This is a genomic window from Mycetocola zhujimingii (genome assembly GCF_003065425.1).
GTDB lineage: Bacteria > Actinomycetota > Actinomycetes > Actinomycetales > Microbacteriaceae > Mycetocola_A > Mycetocola_A zhujimingii.
The window spans coordinates 1,104,574-1,119,457 of sequence record NZ_CP026949.1 but is presented as its reverse complement, the minus strand read 5'-3'; the positions used below and the strand labels follow the sequence as shown (position 1 = coordinate 1,119,457).

21 protein-coding genes are annotated in these 14,884 nt (G+C 61.4%); 15 read left to right on the top strand and 6 right to left on the bottom strand.

Going from position 1 to position 14,884, the window contains the following annotated elements; genetic code table 11:
- The first annotated feature begins 327 nt into the window (after positions 1-327).
- Complete coding sequence (locus C3E77_RS05245) at positions 328-657, top strand: hypothetical protein (protein ID WP_108390665.1); 330 nt, start codon at positions 328-330, stop codon at positions 655-657.
- A gap of 392 nt (positions 658-1,049) precedes the next feature.
- Positions 1,050-1,499 carry a hypothetical protein gene (locus tag C3E77_RS05235; protein ID WP_108390663.1) on the top strand — a complete coding sequence of 150 codons (450 nt, stop codon included), beginning with the start codon at positions 1,050-1,052 and terminating at the stop codon, positions 1,497-1,499.
- A gap of 162 nt (positions 1,500-1,661) precedes the next feature.
- Here the strand turns inward: C3E77_RS05235 and C3E77_RS05230 are convergent, their stop codons facing one another.
- The 3 genes from C3E77_RS05230 to C3E77_RS05220 all read right to left on the bottom strand — a co-directional run bounded on the left by C3E77_RS05230 (position 1,662) and on the right by C3E77_RS05220 (position 3,523).
- Entirely contained in the window at positions 1,662-1,907 is a 246-nt protein-coding gene (locus tag C3E77_RS05230; protein ID WP_108390662.1) for an SHOCT domain-containing protein, read from the bottom strand.
- A 174-nt stretch (positions 1,908-2,081) separates the two neighbouring features.
- A complete protein-coding gene (locus C3E77_RS05225) occupies positions 2,082-2,486 on the bottom strand; it encodes a GntR family transcriptional regulator (RefSeq protein ID WP_108390661.1) in 405 nt (134 codons plus the stop codon).
- A complete protein-coding gene (locus C3E77_RS05220; protein ID WP_108390660.1) occupies positions 2,483-3,523 on the bottom strand; it encodes a hypothetical protein in 1,041 nt (346 codons plus the stop codon). The genes C3E77_RS05225 and C3E77_RS05220 overlap by 4 nt, the downstream gene beginning before the upstream one ends.
- 369 nt (positions 3,524-3,892) lie before the next feature.
- On the opposite strand from C3E77_RS05220, the gene C3E77_RS05215 reads away from it, so the two are divergent.
- Entirely contained in the window at positions 3,893-4,834 is a 942-nt protein-coding gene (locus C3E77_RS05215; protein ID WP_108390659.1) for a hypothetical protein, read from the top strand.
- Entirely contained in the window at positions 4,834-5,220 is a 387-nt protein-coding gene (locus tag C3E77_RS05210; protein ID WP_108390658.1) for a GntR family transcriptional regulator, read from the top strand. The genes C3E77_RS05215 and C3E77_RS05210 overlap by 1 nt, the downstream gene beginning before the upstream one ends.
- 66 nt (positions 5,221-5,286) lie before the next feature.
- Here the strand turns inward: C3E77_RS05210 and C3E77_RS05205 are convergent, their stop codons facing one another.
- A complete protein-coding gene (locus C3E77_RS05205; RefSeq protein ID WP_108390657.1) occupies positions 5,287-5,916 on the bottom strand; it encodes a hypothetical protein in 630 nt (209 codons plus the stop codon).
- Between the two features lie 244 nt (positions 5,917-6,160).
- Between C3E77_RS05205 and C3E77_RS05200 the strand changes: the two genes are divergently transcribed.
- The 11 genes from C3E77_RS05200 to C3E77_RS05150 all read left to right on the top strand — a co-directional run bounded on the left by C3E77_RS05200 (position 6,161) and on the right by C3E77_RS05150 (position 13,476).
- On the top strand, positions 6,161-6,508 hold the full coding sequence (locus C3E77_RS05200) for a PadR family transcriptional regulator (RefSeq protein ID WP_198412194.1): 348 nt from the start codon (positions 6,161-6,163) through the stop codon (positions 6,506-6,508).
- Between the two features lie 479 nt (positions 6,509-6,987).
- Complete coding sequence (locus C3E77_RS05195) at positions 6,988-7,419, top strand: hypothetical protein (RefSeq protein ID WP_234031297.1); 432 nt, start codon at positions 6,988-6,990, stop codon at positions 7,417-7,419.
- Between the two features lie 514 nt (positions 7,420-7,933).
- Positions 7,934-8,284 carry a hypothetical protein gene (locus tag C3E77_RS05190; RefSeq protein ID WP_108390655.1) on the top strand — a complete coding sequence of 117 codons (351 nt, stop codon included), beginning with the start codon at positions 7,934-7,936 and terminating at the stop codon, positions 8,282-8,284.
- 47 nt (positions 8,285-8,331) lie between these two features.
- Positions 8,332-8,703 (top strand): SdpI family protein, encoded by a 372-nt coding sequence (locus C3E77_RS15800; protein WP_108390654.1) that lies wholly within the window; start codon positions 8,332-8,334, stop codon positions 8,701-8,703.
- 343 nt (positions 8,704-9,046) lie between these two features.
- Positions 9,047-9,412 (top strand): hypothetical protein, encoded by a 366-nt coding sequence (locus C3E77_RS05180; protein ID WP_162924915.1) that lies wholly within the window; start codon positions 9,047-9,049, stop codon positions 9,410-9,412.
- A gap of 75 nt (positions 9,413-9,487) precedes the next feature.
- A complete protein-coding gene (locus C3E77_RS05175) occupies positions 9,488-10,417 on the top strand; it encodes a hypothetical protein (protein ID WP_162924914.1) in 930 nt (309 codons plus the stop codon).
- 35 nt (positions 10,418-10,452) lie between these two features.
- Positions 10,453-10,947 (top strand): WapI family immunity protein, encoded by a 495-nt coding sequence (locus C3E77_RS05170; protein WP_108390651.1) that lies wholly within the window; start codon positions 10,453-10,455, stop codon positions 10,945-10,947.
- A gap of 134 nt (positions 10,948-11,081) precedes the next feature.
- Complete coding sequence (locus tag C3E77_RS05165; RefSeq protein WP_108390650.1) at positions 11,082-11,762, top strand: hypothetical protein; 681 nt, start codon at positions 11,082-11,084, stop codon at positions 11,760-11,762.
- A 139-nt stretch (positions 11,763-11,901) separates the two neighbouring features.
- Entirely contained in the window at positions 11,902-12,081 is a 180-nt protein-coding gene (locus C3E77_RS05160) for a hypothetical protein (RefSeq protein ID WP_108390649.1), read from the top strand.
- Between the two features lie 118 nt (positions 12,082-12,199).
- The gene (locus C3E77_RS05155) at positions 12,200-12,961 is read left to right on the top strand and encodes an SDR family oxidoreductase (protein WP_108390648.1); all 762 of its coding nucleotides are present in this window, start codon (positions 12,200-12,202) and stop codon (positions 12,959-12,961) included.
- A 101-nt stretch (positions 12,962-13,062) separates the two neighbouring features.
- Complete coding sequence (locus C3E77_RS05150) at positions 13,063-13,476, top strand: hypothetical protein (RefSeq protein WP_108390647.1); 414 nt, start codon at positions 13,063-13,065, stop codon at positions 13,474-13,476.
- A 78-nt stretch (positions 13,477-13,554) separates the two neighbouring features.
- Here C3E77_RS05150 and C3E77_RS05145 read toward each other — a convergent pair whose 3' ends face one another.
- Positions 13,555-14,025: a hypothetical protein gene (locus tag C3E77_RS05145; RefSeq protein WP_108390646.1), complete on the bottom strand. Its 471-nt coding sequence runs from the start codon at positions 14,023-14,025 to the stop codon at positions 13,555-13,557.
- A 229-nt stretch (positions 14,026-14,254) separates the two neighbouring features.
- Complete coding sequence (locus C3E77_RS05140; RefSeq protein WP_108390645.1) at positions 14,255-14,815, bottom strand: dihydrofolate reductase family protein; 561 nt, start codon at positions 14,813-14,815, stop codon at positions 14,255-14,257.
- Positions 14,816-14,884: the final 69 nt, after the last annotated feature.

Below are 14,884 nucleotides of genomic sequence, written 5' to 3'. Positions count from 1 at the left end.
GCTCGGTCGCCATGGGGGCGTAGTCGTGGAGCGAGAGCCTACTGGTCGACACCCCAGATCGCGTGCCCTTCTTCGGGGGGACGAGATCCGCTCGAGAGCCAACGCGTCGCGGTTCTTGTTCGCGATTGGGCTGTCGCATAACCTCGCTGTCTCGCACCCATGGGCGGAGCTTGCGCGACTTTTCGGCCCGGCAACTCCATCGTGGAGAGCGAAACGCAGGGGAAAATCCCTTGAAGGTCCACAACCGGAGCGTCCGACGAAGGCGGTCGCGTGGCCCGGTAGGGTAAGCCCCATCCAGCCGCCCCAACGATCCGAAGGATGTGAAAAGTGCCAACCAACTACGCTCAACGTCGGGAGGCTTGGGATGATGCCGGAAACGAGTACTTCTTTGAAGGGGGTTTCGTTGACAAGCGGGACGCTGCCCGAGCACTCAAACATGGAGCGAGGCTGGGACTACTCAAGGAGTGGGGAACGCCCGACGCGATCGTATGGGTCGCCGTCCCTGCGTTCCAGGGTTCAACTGCTCTCAAGTCGCTCAACAGATGGTTCGCCGAACAGGTTGCGAGGCTGGCGAACCCCAGGCTTACATATTGGACAGCGGTGGCCGGGGGCGACAAGATGCTCCTGTTGTGGGACGATTGCACGCCTGACGACTAGTGGCTTCGTCAACCAATCAGTCGACGACCACCCGCAGGAGCAGTCATTCTGGGAAGTCTCAATCGCTATCTCGACGGGGGAACGATGGATGGCAGCGTTCGAGGTGAGGTCGCCGCCGAATTCTCACAAATCTATTTGCGCGTGGGAGAGGACGGTAAGGTCTTCGTCCCCTGGGGGTCGCCGTTGGGCCTAGTGCGCGCGAACGATATCGGCCAGGTGATGTTGACCACTGTTCGGCAGTTCGGGACTGTTCCCGTCGAGGCGCAAGCCTTTGCGAGCATGCCAATTTTCGATCCCACCTGGAGCGACGTCGTGGAGTTCTCCATCACGGCAGGGGCCTCGGCCTCGGCCTCGAACCGTGGGATCCGGGTGCAACCGGATTCTCCATCCCCATGACGCCCGGCATTACGTACCGAGTGCGCTTCGTCGTTATCGACGGTGAAACTGGGTCACGACAGTTCCGTGACGACCCACAGGCGCCACCGTCTGAGCTCTACCTGATCCAGTTCTGGCCACAGCCCGCCTCGCCAGCAGTCGTGCTCAAGAACGAGTCACCCTGGGCCCAATATTGGGTCTACGGCGCCTTGGCCGAGACAATCGTTCCGACTCTCAGCGGTGTGCCAGCGCCCGAACGGGCAACGGCTCTCATCGACCTGGTTTTCGAAGCCCATCCCGGCACAGCGAGACGCCTTCGCGAGGGCGATGAACGGTACCTACCGGGCATCATTGCCTATCTCCAACAGCTGAAGATCCAGACGCACCACGACCCCGAATTCTCGTACCTTCGAGACGACCCGCATGCACTCGAGCAACTTGTCGCTCAACGCCTCGCCTCTAAATAGGCCTCGTGATTCGATGACCGAAGCCAGACGGAGGTGTTCCGTACCGACATGCCAGACGCACCTCCGCGCGAAGGCCTGACAATGTTCTAGCCCGCGAGGAGGGCACCCCCCAAGAGCGCCAAGTGCGTTAGCGGTCATGCCAAGGACCGCCGCTCCAGAGGGCTAGTTTCGGTTCAAGACCTCTGCGCGCTTCGCTTCGTACTCTGCATGGGTCAAGATTCCTTCGTCGCGAAGCTGAGCTAGCCGCTGAATTTGTTCGGTCGGGTTGCTCGGCGACGTTGCCAATCGGGGAGCGTTCTTGCGTGAAAGACGGATGCCGATGACCACGGCAGCCACGACGACTGCAACGAGTACCAACGGCACTCCGGCGATGATGACGAGGTGCAATCCGGTGAGATTACCGAGCATTGTTCTCCCTATTCGGCATCTGCCGATAAACGCGACACGATCAGATCTGTGCGTAATCCTCTCAAATCTCCGAGGCAGCCGGTGTTTTTTCGATCAAACTGAACTGGTCGATGTGGATTTCCAGCGAGACGGTGGGTGGAGGGGCGGTGGCAGTGGGATCAATTGCATAGGCCTTCATGACACGTTCGTGCCTTCTTGCGTCGTGGTCAGATTGGACCGTGTTTGCCAGATAACTCGAAGCACGTCGATGACATCGTCGGCATTTGCGCCGACTGCCTCTGCTTCGTTCACCAGCTCCCGGATGCGGCGTACAACGGGTCCTGGGAGTACAGCTGCCGCGTCTGCAACGCGAGTGCCAGCGGCTGTGCGAGTAACGACGAGGCCGTCTCGTTCAAGCAGTTTGTAGGCTTTCGCCGCTGTTCCGGGCGCCACGTTCAAATCTTGCGCCGTCTGCCGCACCGTGGGTAGTCGTTCACCTGCACCGAGCTGGCCGGAGACGATCAGACCCCGCAGCTGCCGATAGATGTCTAGCGCTGGACTCGCATCATCGGTCGGCGACAGAGTAGGCGGCGTGGTCATTTCACCGCCTCGGAGCGGGTGGCCAGTTCGTTTTCTTCGCGAGCTCGTCCCTTCGCCCGAGTTCGAAACAGCCTGCCTGCGACAGCTAACAGCGATAAGAACGCTGTTATCTCAAGAAGCGGAGCGAGCCAACCTGCCGCTATCGCGAACTCCGCATACCGCCACATCGCTTCGTACGAGTCACTCTCACCCCCGTTCTGGACCACTAGCGCAGAGATTGACCCCGAGCTGGCGATCAGGCGAAACGCTCCGCCGAGTGCAAGCAGTGACGCGGCAGTCGTAATGAGCACGGCGCTGGACGCTATCTCGACACGGGCAGCGCGCTCTGCTCCGACCGTATCTGGTCGCATGAACGGCCTGGCCGCGTTGCGCTGAAGCGTCACCCCGCACGTAACCGCCAGTGCCGCAAGGCAAATGATCACAGGTACTCCATACGCCCACCCGTAGAACCAAGGACGGAGCGCGTCGATCGCTTCGTTAGGTACCGGAATCTCTAGGTGAATGTACCGGCCGCGGCTATCTGCCGAGGAAGCTAATCCCGCCGCAACAGTTGTCACGAACAGAGCGCACGCCGCAGCGATGGCCACGGTGATACCGATTCGAGGGCCAAAGCTGATCCAGGTTCGGGGACTGACAGAAAGGACGGGCTGTTCCGGTGGGATCGTGCCCCGAAAAACGATAAGCCAAAGCACCACAGAGAGACTGAGGAACGCGGTGAACACAGGAGTTGCGTACTCCCACCACGCAACTACGTCGGAAAGGTTCAGCAGATATCCACGCACTACGTTCTCGGCCGCGAACACGATGATGACCGCAATAGCGCCCCCGCCGAGCGCGCCACGCTCGGATGAATACCGCGCAGCGGCCGCTGGGGTCCTCTTGTCAATACGCGATCGAGGACCTCGACCGAGGAAACGTCGTGCGGAAGGCGCAAGTGCGAAGACGAGCATCGCGACAATCAACGAGAACAGCGGGAGAGAGAAGGCAGCAGCCACGTATTCCAGCGGGCTGTAGAGCGGGATGGGAAAGCGAGGCACGGCGACCCTTTCAGAGTTGTGTCACATGTCTAACACAACTTGTAGCAGACAGCTAGCACAAAATGCGCCCTTCCGAAGGACTTAGTCGCTAACTTGCCCGCGCTCGGGACTTAGTTCGCGAGCAAACGCGCTCGGCGAAAAAATGCGCTTCCTTCTTCAACGCCAACGTAGATAGTGATGGCCAACAGCAAACGCGGAGCGTTGTATTACGCCCACCAACGCCAAGGGTGCAATTTGTAGTGGCGACCAAAAGATCCGTGGCTGACTCCATCAGCTTTGGCTTGGGAAGCTTCGCTGTAGGTCTTCCTGCGCATCGCCAATCAATGTATCGTCTGATTGATACATTGACGTAGCGATGAGGAGGCGGCGATGCCGTTCTATCTGGTTTGGACAGAAGAGATCATCGTGCTCATCATTGGGCTTGTCTGCCTCGGAGTCGCTCTGCACCTCGTCACGAAGTCCAATGACGTCCGGGGCGGACAGTCCGTTATTGGCCGGCCAGCCGCACTGATCGTCTTTGCTGGGATCGTGGTGTTCTCGCTAACGCGTTCGTGGTTCTTCACCGAACTGCCATTGGCAACTTGGCGGAACAGCATCCCCCTAGCCGCAGCGTCGCTCGCGGTCATTCTGTATGCGACGATCGGCGTTCGCCCGCGGCCGGTTGTTCCGAGTCGAGAGATTGACCTGGCGCCCCGGACTATGTGGTCGTTCGGTTCTCGGTGGTGGTTCGCTGGTTGGGTCACTTTCGTCGGACTCCTGAGTGCCACGGTTGTTCTCGCCGGACTGGCGTCGAGCACGGACGGGGAAGGCGGCCACACGATGATTGTGCTCGATGTTGGGAGCTCACAAGCTGGCACAACGTTCTTTGGGTGGGCCTTCGGTGTGCCGGTGTTGCTTTTTCTAGCAGTCCTCTCGGTAGTCGACTGTTTCGCGTTGTCACGGATTGCTCGTCCGGCAGTGCCAGCAGATCCGGTGGAACGAAGCCTCGAAGTCGCAATCCGCCGGAACCAGGTTAGGACGGTCCTCGCTCTCTCGGTTGGCGCTATTGCCTTCACATTCGGGGCTGCACTGATCTTCATCAGTCGCGCGGCAACGCTCAGTGCCTCAGTGCTCGGATCTGACGGCGTTCGAGTCGAACTCGGGACATCCTTCGCAGCCCTCCAAATACCGCTCACAGTTTCGGGACTGCTCCTGCAAGGTCTCGGCGTCGCTCTGGTCGCTCTTCCCGTGTTCCAGAGGAGCGCCAAAACAGCCGGCAACACCCGGTCAACAGAGCGCACTCTCGACGCGGCGCAAAGAACGATGGCCTGATGGTTGCCATCGATCTCAATGGCGCAGCACCACCGTCGGAGCAGATCTACCAGCAACTACGCGGCCTTATCCTCTCCGGCCGAATCGCCGCGGGTGAGCGGTTGCCGACAGTACGGCAACTTGCTCGCGACCTGGGAGTTGCCCCCGGTACGGTCGCGCGCGCGTACAAGCAATTGGAGCTCGAATCTTCTGTTCAGACCCGCGCACGGGGCGGCACCACCGTTCTAAGTTCATCCCAAAGCCTTTCACCAGAAGTGCTGAAAGCGGCGCGCGCACTGCACGATGCGGCTGTCCGACATGGCACTAGCCTCGAGGACTCGATAGCTACACTCACTGGAATCTGGGATAGCGGCGACGGTCGCAATGCTGCCAAGTCCTCGGAGTAGAAGAATCGGCGAAGCGCTCACTCAGAGGAGTCGAGACGTCTCACTCGCGAGATGCTGCTCGAGCTGTCATTCCTGACTCCCCGGGGGTGACGAGCGCCGAAAATGGTTCCGCAGAATCTGGGACAGCCACGTTCCCAATGAGCCCAAAGTGATGATGAAGGGCGACGCCGGGTCAACACTGTTCATCCACTCTTCGTCGAAGACGTGCCACGAAAGCGCAGACGGTGCTTCCTCGTCTGTGTCCTCTGATGCAGTGTTTGTTCCGTCGGCAAGTTTGATCGTCTCCACGGGGGTTGCCGTTCGCGTCTCGCTCAAAAGCGCGCGTTGGTCCACGGAATGCAGTGACTCGACGATGATCTCTTCGCCTGAAACCCAGACTCGCCGCAACTTCAACTGTGTCGGCTCATAGTCAGCGGGCACCTCCACGCACAACACGACTTCGAGCGACATGACCAGGATTCGAAACCTCCGACCTAACCGATCTGTGAAGACCGGCGTGGGCTCCCAGGCTTCCCACTCACCCTCGCGCAGGAACTGGAGATCGATGCCAACATCAGTCAGGGAATCGTACGTCCTACCCAAGAATTCGCGCTTCTTACTGAGATCCCCCCACGACAAACTGATCGGCGGATCAGGTGCGTCCCCAAGGACTACTGCCATGGCCGGTGCCCACCCCTCCGAGAGCTGTTCTTCCACTAGTGCACGCTGAATCTTTTCACAGGTCCAACCGGTGGGGATCAATCGTCGAGGACTGGGCTCCGTCGCTGGTGACTCTGGCCGAACTCTGGGCGCTGGTCAGGAGCGGAAATGTCGTTGATGGCGGCACACTCGCCGCGCTCGCTCTCTACTCAGGCGGGTAAGACGTCTTAGATCACTGGGGATTCGAGACGGGCTAAAACAAACCCTAGGCATAGTCCATCGACTGCACTATGGTGCGCGTATGCCGGAAATAGACATGAGAGAGCCCACCTTCTGGGTTTTGACCGCGCTGGCGTCGGGACGACGACACGGCTACGCGCTGATCAGCGAGACGAGTTCGCTGTCTCAAGGGCGAGTGAACCTCAAGGCGACCACCCTCTACGCAGCCTTAGAACGGCTGGAAAAACAGGGTCTTGTGATCGCCGACGGTGACGAGCGAGTCGCCGGGCGTCTACGCCGCTACTTTCGTTTGACGGACATCGGTGCTCAACGACTCCAGCAGGAAGCTGCACGCATGGAATCGAATGCACAGCAGGCACGGGAGCGTCTCCGGCTCCGTCCCGGCACCGCGAGAGGGGTCATCGCATGAATCCGGATGACGTTGATCCTCCGCTGACTAATCCGATTCCAACCAACGGTGGCGACCTCCATCCGTCGGACGTTGCCTCAGACCCTTCCGGCCAACCGATTGGCACCCGCCCTGGCAGCACTCGTGGTGACTACACGGAATCCGGCCCGCTTGGCACGACATACCGACGTCTGATGAGCTGGTATCCCTCCGCGTGGCTTGACCAAAACGGAGAGGCATTGCTCGGTCTCTTACTTGATCATGCTGAAGCGCGAGGAATGGGTCGACCCTCCCCCGCTGAACGTGCCGGACTTCTCGCCGGTGGCTTGCGGGAACAACTGCGTCAACCGAGTGAGCGTAGCGTTCGGACCATTCTCGTCCTCGGTTTGGGTACCGCATTCTCCGCGATGTATCTCCGTTACGTCACATGGGCGCCGAGTACCAACGCGCCCGGTGCTGTTTGGGAGTTTTCGAACCCCCTGGTCATAACCGCTGCCCTCATGACCGTCGCTTTCGCCTTCTCCGTCACTCCGCTGGGCCGCACAACGCGTTTCGTCGCGCTGGCCAGCGCCCAGTCGGCTGTTGCAATCGGGGTTCTGGGGGCATGGTTTGGGTGGCAAGGTCCTAGCTGGTATACCGTGGCCCTCTTCGCCGGTTTCGCCGTGTTCGGTGCGATCCCGAGTCGCGCTCGAACCCTGCTTCTCCTGCTCCTCGTGCTTGTTGCACTGGTCGTCGTCGGGGTTATCGCACCCAGCGCGCTGATACTTATTGTCGACCTGGGCCCGGTTGCGTGGGGCGTCACCGCGTTGCTCGCGCTGGCGTTGACGGCGATGCTCGTTTTGTATCGCCGCAAACGGCGGGACGGAGGGATGACAGGCCCGTCCCGCGTCCACAATCTGCTGCGCGACCCAAGGATAGAAGGCGACCAATAAATCGCCGACTCACACCCCTCGATCGCTAACCCCAGCTGGACCGCATCACGAAACGTAGGTGCTGTTGTTAATGCCGAGTTGAAACAGCTCCCCCGCCCAGACCAGCTGGGCGCCGGCCCGATTCCGCGCTTTCGATATCCGTTCCATCCGAGGACCACGAGCGTTGCAAGCCCGACCAGGTGAGCACATGCAAGAGGGCCCCGGCCCAACGCTTCCCCTAGACCGGCCATGGTTGTTCCGCTCGCAAGCGCCTTGCTCTGCTCAGTTTGTGCCTCGAACTGCGCGAATCCGTACCAGGTCCAGGCGCTTGCGGCAGCCGGAACGCCGAGAGCGGCCACTGCCCGGAACCCGACGCTCGCGCCGCGGGAGGGAGCGGCGTTCTTAGTTGCCTGCGGCGAGGTCATGCCGCCAGCGCACTAAGGGCCGCCACTGAAGCGCCTTCCGGTTCAATACCGCGGTCGGGCCGCACCGATTCCACGAGCAGCAGCGATGTTCGGATCGATACTCTAGCCACATGGAAGCGGACTGGATCGAACATCGACGCTCAGACGACGGAGAACGAGTGGGCTGGATGGAGCCCGTCGGTGAGGGATTCGTCGCGATCGATCTGTTGGGTCGCCGACGGACGGGCGCAGTGGACTGGATACGCGCAGAGGAGACTCTCGACGAGCTCGGACTGGGCTACCTCGCCGACCCGCATGAGCTTCGGCTGGACGATGGCTCCTGGCTACGAGTCCGGATCGCCGAGGTGTCATCTGCCGAGATCCGCGTAAAGAAGGACGATTGGGGCGATATGAACGCAACCCAGATCTACTACGCGGTGTCATTCCCCGTCACCGAGGATCAACTCCGGCCTTTGCGCTGAATGGTCGGCTCATGTGCCGCGGAAGTGGGAGGCGGTAGGGTGCAACCATGTTTATGGCTGGAATGGTCCTAGCGTTTTGCGCTGTTCTCATCGTGTTCGTGAGCGAGTCCGCTGCACGCGGTCACCTTGGCATGAACGGGATGATGGGCCTACGCTTCGGCTCTCTGATGTCGTCGGACGACGCGTGGGAAGCAGGGCACCGAGCTGCGCGGGTTCCGATAAACATAGGCGCTGGTGTCCTTTTCCTGGCTGGCATCCTGGTTATTGTGATGCCGCTTTCTGACACTGCCAAAGGCATCACTGTTGGTGTTTCGATGGGAATCATGCTGCTTCTCATTGCTGCAGGCGCTTTCGCCGCGAGCAGGGCAGCGGACCGAGTGGTCCTGGAAGCGTGGGATCCCCAGGACGGAGACTCGTAGCCTCAGACCGATCGCTCGACGGATGGGTCAAGCCTGGTTGGATGCACAAACCAGACAATTTGCTGACTGCGGCTGCTCGTAACGGCAAATGCCGATCGCTCGAGGATCTTTCCGCTATCTTACGGAGAAGCTCACTCGCCCTTTGGGCGGTCGACGTCGAGCAGTAAGTGCATCCAGACACGTCCTTGCTCACTGCCCGAAGAAAGAAGTAGCTATGTTGAGGTCCGGATTGATTCGCCGTCCGGCGGGCGCAATCGCGGCGACAGCGTTCTTAGCGGCGCTGCTGTCCGGATGCGCAATCTCTGACGGAGCCGAAGGGACCGCTCGGAACGAGCCATCAATCGTGCCCTCACCAGCGGAGACCGCGAACGACAGCGACCCCGAGTGCCTCACCGTGTCGACAGGAACGCTCGCGGCAGTGAACTCGATCTTGGTCGGCGAGGGAACAGAAGTGCCAATGTTGGGCGGAAGCTTCGACGAAGCTTCCGGGTTTTGGTTCGTGATCGGAGAGATAGTCCGTCCGGGCAGTTCCGGGGACGACCTCCTGGCGATTTGGGCCACCGACACCGACATCACCGTGGACTCATTCGACGGAGAACTCCTCGCGGTAGACGGAGGCTCATCGCAATACTCCACCGCTCAGACGTCGACCGCGCTCACTGTCGATCCGGCAGAGACGCTGCCAGGGATGCTCTGTTTCCGCCGGTGAGCTAGCGAAGTGAGCCTGTGCTCGCGCTTTTCTGACCGGTGATCGGCGCAGCGCCCGCTGCAGAGAGGGGATGCGATGGGAACAAACATGGTCCCAGCAGTGAAAGCAGCGATCGAGACGGCTGAAAAGCAAATGGCCCGCGGCATCGGCAACGTACTGTTGTTCGTTTCTGCGGTCACACTCGGTATGAGCTCCGTGTGGAGCACACTGACCGTCCGCCAAGCGTTCATCGTACCGGCGACCTCGTGGCATCCCGGAACCTCGTTCACGCTCATTCCCGTTTTCGCCCACCTCACGGTTGTACTGATAGCGATCGGGTTCACCGTTGCTGTCGCTTTCAGACGCCCGCGACCTGACGAACCCGATTGGACAAGCCGCGGCACCTTCATCGGCGTGGTTGGGGCGACGGTCTTTCTCACTATGGCCGTGGCTCTGTTGGAGACGCTGGGATCGGACCCCGTCAGCACAGGCCCTGTTGGTGAAGCCCTGCGGGCGGCGCCGCAACCGGACCTCGCGACAAAACTGTTGCTGGCATTCACGAGTGCTGGCACATTCGTTGTCATTATCGTGTTCTACGGCGTTCAGCTGATCTGGTCCTACCGAAGACGTCCCCCGGAGGGTCTTCGCGTATTCAGCACCTTGTGCTGCGTTCTCTTTTGTCTCCTCGGCGCGATTTTTCCTTTCTCTTATGCATCCCTAGCCGGGGCAGCGGTCAGGGACGAGGCGGTGTTCCAAGACATGATCGATCTCGCAGCGACTGTTTCCGAGCCGAATGTCCCTCCGCCCGCCGTCGGTCCGATCAGCGGCGCAACAATCACTGCGAAGAGCTGGATGCCGTCCGAATTCGAAGTCTCTCCGCCGATGCTGGTCGTCTGCGTTGACGAAGCGCTCAGCCTCTCCGCTACTCACTCGGCGTCGTCCGTCCGGGAGGGACTTCGGGACGGCGGTATAGGGAAGAGGATTCCGGAACTCGGCGAGAGCTGCTTCACCGTTACGGCAGACTGACCAACTCGGGCCGGGCGCGATGGGATGATCGTGAAATGGAACTCAAAGACCTCTCCGGCGTACCACGTGTCGTGCTTCATCCCGTGGGCTACGAGTTCGGGGCGGCAACGGGAGACGCGTGGGATGACAACTGGCTCGTCATCGCCGGCGAAGTTGCCTCCGATGAACAGACGTGGTCCTTTCGACACCCCTCTTTGGTTGTCGATGAAGCAATTGAGATCGCCGAGTGGCTTGAGCGGGTGTCGAACCGGCTTGAGGCGCCCGCGGCATTTCGAGGGACCGGCAGCGTTGACCCGTCCCTCGCATTCACCGAGCCGAACCTTGCCTTCAGCGTCCAAAGCTACGGCGAAGACATAGTGGTCGTTCGAGTTCACTTCTCTCTGGAGGCACTACCTTCGGACCAACGCGGCCCGGCAGCAAATCACCGCACAGAGCACACGATGTCGGTCGAACTGGAGATCCCTCTTTCGGATGCCGCCAGAGCGGCTGCGGTCTGGCGGGAAGAACTCGCGCACTTGCCAAAGCGTTGAGGGCCTCGGGAACGCCGCGAGTACCTCCGACGCCGCGCTCGACCAGTCGCGACAGAACGTTCGCCAAAACCGTATGTCAGTGGACCTCACGCCAAGTCTTGTGGCCAGCGAAACACGGCCACCATGATGTGGTGATGGAGTTTGCAGGAGTGTTACCACCGGACGCACCCGACCCGCGACTCGCGCGCGCGGAGATGCTGAAACGGATGCCGATCCCGGTGATCCAGCTTGTCGGCCAGGCAAATGTGGAAGTCACCGACATCAGCGTCATGAGTGGCTCTGACCACCTCGGGTACAGCGAGCTCACCGCTAGCGTGAACGCGACTCTGTGGAGGAACCCTGACGACAAATCGGATCCGGTCAACTTGGCTGATTTGGATGAGCCGATGCGCCGCGCAATCGACGAAGTTCCTCCATGGCCACGTCCAGCATGGCTGATTGAGCAAGTGGAGCGCATGCGTTACCCGCTGCTGTGGGAGGCCGTGCAGACGACATGGCGTCGCGAAGAATCTGAGTACTCGACACTCGAGGAGTGCCTTGCCAACCACGTGAATTATGTCTTGATGAACCAGTTCCACGAGGAGCTCGGAATCCAGATCGACGACTGGGAGTCGCCGGCTCTCACCTCTGCCTCCGCAACTCGGCGCGGTGTCGCGCTGACGCTCGATGGTGCTGAGGTTGTGGGCGCCGAGATCGATACTGACCCGTTCGTGTACGCCGTTGGGGCGAAACTCCCGAGTGGCGGCACCCTCACCGCCGTCCTCCCCCGCGACCATCTCCCGTACATCGATCTTCGCTTCTCAAGCCACCCCTGAACGGCAGCAGTCCAGCGGATGCCGGGGCCTCTATTTGTCGAAGGCCGACCGAGTGGGGCGATACGCAAGAATGCTTGTCGCCAGATCACATACAACGTTAGGCTGCGCTAACCGAGCACGACTGAAATTTGGGGACATCATGATCTGGGTCGCAATCGTTGGCCTTGCCATAGTCGGATTAGCAACGGGCGCATTGTCACGTCGTGCTTCGATCGACCGCAAGGTGCGCGACCTGCAAGGAAGCGATCCCGAAATCGCTCAAGCGCTCCTGGACGCTCAACGCGACATCGATCAGGGACGCTTCTACGGCAAGCTCTGACGCTGCCACTTCGCGCGGTCGGCCCTCAGCGTTGCGCGGTGAGGTCCTGTCCGGTGAAGGAGACGTGCGCAAAGCGTTTCTCGGCGGCTGACCTTCCGCGTCGGTGCATACTTGCGGGATGCACACAGAACCAGGGGCACGCGGCGTCGCAGTAATAACCGGCGGAAGCCGCGGAATCGGATCCGCGACCGCGATTGCTGCGGCACGCGCCGGGTGGTCAGTGCTCATCACCTATCAGAGTGATGAGCACGCTGCCGGCAAAGTCGTCGAGACGATTCAAACCGCGGGCGGGCTCGCATCCTCCATCCGCGCAGACATGGCGGACGAGAACGACATAGCGGCGATCTTTGACGCCGCAGACGAGCTCGGCACCGTTACGGCGTTCGTCGCCAACGCCGGAATCGCCGCCACTCAGTCGAGAGTGGATGAGCTCACCGCTTCACGTGTCGCAGAGATACTCGCGGTCAACGTCGCGGGCCCGCTGCTCGCTTGCGGACATGCGGTGCGACGGATGTCCACCCTCCGCGGGGGCGCGGGCGGAGGCATCGTTCTGGTCTCTTCAGCGGCGAGTCGACTTGGAGGGCCGGGCGAGTACGTGGACTACGCCGCATCCAAGGGTGCGGTCGATACTCTCGGCGTTGGCCTGGCACGTGAAGTTGCCGCTGAAGGCATCCGGGTGAACGTCGTTCGGCCTGGGGTCATCGACACGGAGTTGCACGGTCGGAACGGTCGTCCCGATCGGGCAAGGGATCTGGCGCACACCATTCCGATGCAGCGACCCGGCGATGCCGCGGAAGTCGCAGCTGCAATCGTTTGGCTGCTCAGTGACGATGCCAGCTACACCACGGGGAGCATTCTGGACGTAGCGGGAGGACGCTAGCGTTCCGTCGCTCACTGCCGGCGCTGCTCACGCTCGCCAAGCCCGGCCTCGATGACGTAACGATCGGTATGCGGTGCCCCTGCCCCGCCGATAATGGGGTTGTGGTCAATTCGCGCGGTGGCTGGGTCAGCCTTGGAGCCCTCCTCGCCGTCGGCCTGTTGACCGCCTGCGGAGGGAATGGCGTCGCCCAGGACGTGCGACCGGGCCTTCCGAATGGACTCGACGTCGACCCGACGGACACCACCATCGCCGCGACCTGGCTCGAACGCGGTGAGACGTTTGCCATCGTTACCTGGGGCAGTTCGAGTTGTCCGCCCGCGGCATCCGCCCTTACCGCTGAAGGCTCGGACCGGATCGCCGTAACGTTTGCGCCGTCACCGAACGAGGTCTGCACCGCGGATATGGCACCGACCACTCACGAGTTCGAGCTGCCAGACGAAGTAACACGCACGACAGTCACCATTGATGTCAGCTACGAGGATTCGGACGAGACCAGCACGCTAACCCTCGAGTGACCCGCTGTCGGACCTTCGGTGCCGGCGCACCGCACAGGGCCTCAATCCGCGTCAACGAGCGATCCAGCGAAGCGTGGGTCAACCGACCCGCAGCAGGTCCCGAGCATAGGCCCTGTCGTAGATCACCACGCCGAGGAGCATGCCCACGAACGTTGCCGATGCCACTGAGATGACCGAGGAGGTCTCGCCGTTCATCGCCAGCACGAAGGATGCTGCGGCGGCAACGACGAAACCAGTGCACAGTACGACCAGCACGGAGAGGCTCGCCGCCCCGGCCGGGCGGTTGGTCGAAATCCCGGTCCGTTTCCGAAACTGATGTTCGATACCGACGAGGGCCATAGTGGCAAGCCCGGCCACGACGCTCATCGGGCCGCCCATTCCCGCAGCCGGCGCGCCAACAACCGCCGCGACCGCGAGTGCCTGAGCGGGAGCAGTCCACCAGGTCTCAGCCGTAAAGCGCGCACCCAGTCGCCGTCGATCGAGGCTGATCGTGTCGAGCACCTCGCGAGCGCTCGCAGCGTCTCGCGGTTCGGTCGGAATAGCATCCATGCGGTTGAGTGAAACACCTGTCCCCTGGTTTAGCAACACATTTGTGTTCGATCCGCCGGGGCGAGATCTCCTGACTGGCGCTGAACGGGTTATATCGCGGCCAGCCCACTGCAGCATGGGGCAAGCGCAGCACACATCCGGTCGAATATGCTCGTAGGCCCCACTCGGTGCCATATGCCGAGCTCGGGGCCATCGAATTCCCGCGACGCTGAGTTGACCTACTCCGCGGTTATCGTGTCACGCGATACCGGGCGTAGATAACTCCGGATGAGAACGTCCGCGTCTCGACGAGTTCGAGATCCGCGCGCCTCTCCTTGTGCGGGAAGAACGGGATGCCGCCGCCCAGCAACACCGGAGAGATCCTGACGCGATACTCATCGATCAGCCCGAGTTCAGCCGCAGCAGCGGCGAGAGTCGGGCCGCCGATCGCGATCTCGCCATCGCCCTCGGCGCGCAGCTGCTCGATCTCCTCGGCCAGACCGCTTGAGGCCAGCCGGCTATTGCCCTGCACCTCCGTCAAGGTGGTGGAGAACACCACCTTGGGCAGGGCCTTCCATAGTGCCGCCCACGTGCGGTTTGCGTCGTCGAGCGAGGGGTCCTGGTCTGCGGTCTCCCAGTACGCCATGGTCTCGTAGAGCCTTCGCCCCAGGAGATGAACGTCGACCCCGCGGATCTCATCCGTGACGAAGCTGAAGACGTCGTCATCGGGAGCGCCCCAGTCGAGGTCCCCGTGCGGGTCCACGACATAGCCATCGAGCGACATCCCCATCGAATAGGTGACAGTGCGCATCAGGAAACCTCCTCGGCAACGATTTCATCGTAAGAACGAACCACGCCGGAGGCTAGGGGTGCGTTGGGC

What these genes read in the sequence shown, in the direction of transcription:
- C3E77_RS05145 (WP_108390646.1), bottom strand. Translation starts at nt 14,025, where the DNA reads ATGGATGCTATTCCGACCGAACCGCGAGACGCTGCGAGCGCTCGCGAG.
- C3E77_RS05175 (WP_162924914.1), top strand. Translation starts at nt 9,488, where the DNA reads ATGGGAACAAACATGGTCCCAGCAGTGAAAGCAGCGATCGAGACGGCT.
- C3E77_RS05235 (WP_108390663.1), top strand. Translation starts at nt 1,050, where the DNA reads ATGACGCCCGGCATTACGTACCGAGTGCGCTTCGTCGTTATCGACGGT.
- C3E77_RS05200 (WP_198412194.1), top strand. Translation starts at nt 6,161, where the DNA reads ATGCCGGAAATAGACATGAGAGAGCCCACCTTCTGGGTTTTGACCGCG.
- C3E77_RS05215 (WP_108390659.1), top strand. Translation starts at nt 3,893, where the DNA reads ATGCCGTTCTATCTGGTTTGGACAGAAGAGATCATCGTGCTCATCATT.
- C3E77_RS05160 (WP_108390649.1), top strand. Translation starts at nt 11,902, where the DNA reads ATGATCTGGGTCGCAATCGTTGGCCTTGCCATAGTCGGATTAGCAACG.
- C3E77_RS05225 (WP_108390661.1), bottom strand. Translation starts at nt 2,486, where the DNA reads ATGACCACGCCGCCTACTCTGTCGCCGACCGATGATGCGAGTCCAGCG.
- C3E77_RS05195 (WP_234031297.1), top strand. Translation starts at nt 6,988, where the DNA reads ATGACCGTCGCTTTCGCCTTCTCCGTCACTCCGCTGGGCCGCACAACG.
- C3E77_RS05165 (WP_108390650.1), top strand. Translation starts at nt 11,082, where the DNA reads ATGGAGTTTGCAGGAGTGTTACCACCGGACGCACCCGACCCGCGACTC.
- C3E77_RS15800 (WP_108390654.1), top strand. Translation starts at nt 8,332, where the DNA reads ATGTTTATGGCTGGAATGGTCCTAGCGTTTTGCGCTGTTCTCATCGTG.
- C3E77_RS05210 (WP_108390658.1), top strand. Translation starts at nt 4,834, where the DNA reads ATGGTTGCCATCGATCTCAATGGCGCAGCACCACCGTCGGAGCAGATC.
- C3E77_RS05155 (WP_108390648.1), top strand. Translation starts at nt 12,200, where the DNA reads ATGCACACAGAACCAGGGGCACGCGGCGTCGCAGTAATAACCGGCGGA.
- C3E77_RS05140 (WP_108390645.1), bottom strand. Translation starts at nt 14,815, where the DNA reads ATGCGCACTGTCACCTATTCGATGGGGATGTCGCTCGATGGCTATGTC.
- C3E77_RS05230 (WP_108390662.1), bottom strand. Translation starts at nt 1,907, where the DNA reads ATGCTCGGTAATCTCACCGGATTGCACCTCGTCATCATCGCCGGAGTG.
- C3E77_RS05190 (WP_108390655.1), top strand. Translation starts at nt 7,934, where the DNA reads ATGGAAGCGGACTGGATCGAACATCGACGCTCAGACGACGGAGAACGA.
- C3E77_RS05170 (WP_108390651.1), top strand. Translation starts at nt 10,453, where the DNA reads ATGGAACTCAAAGACCTCTCCGGCGTACCACGTGTCGTGCTTCATCCC.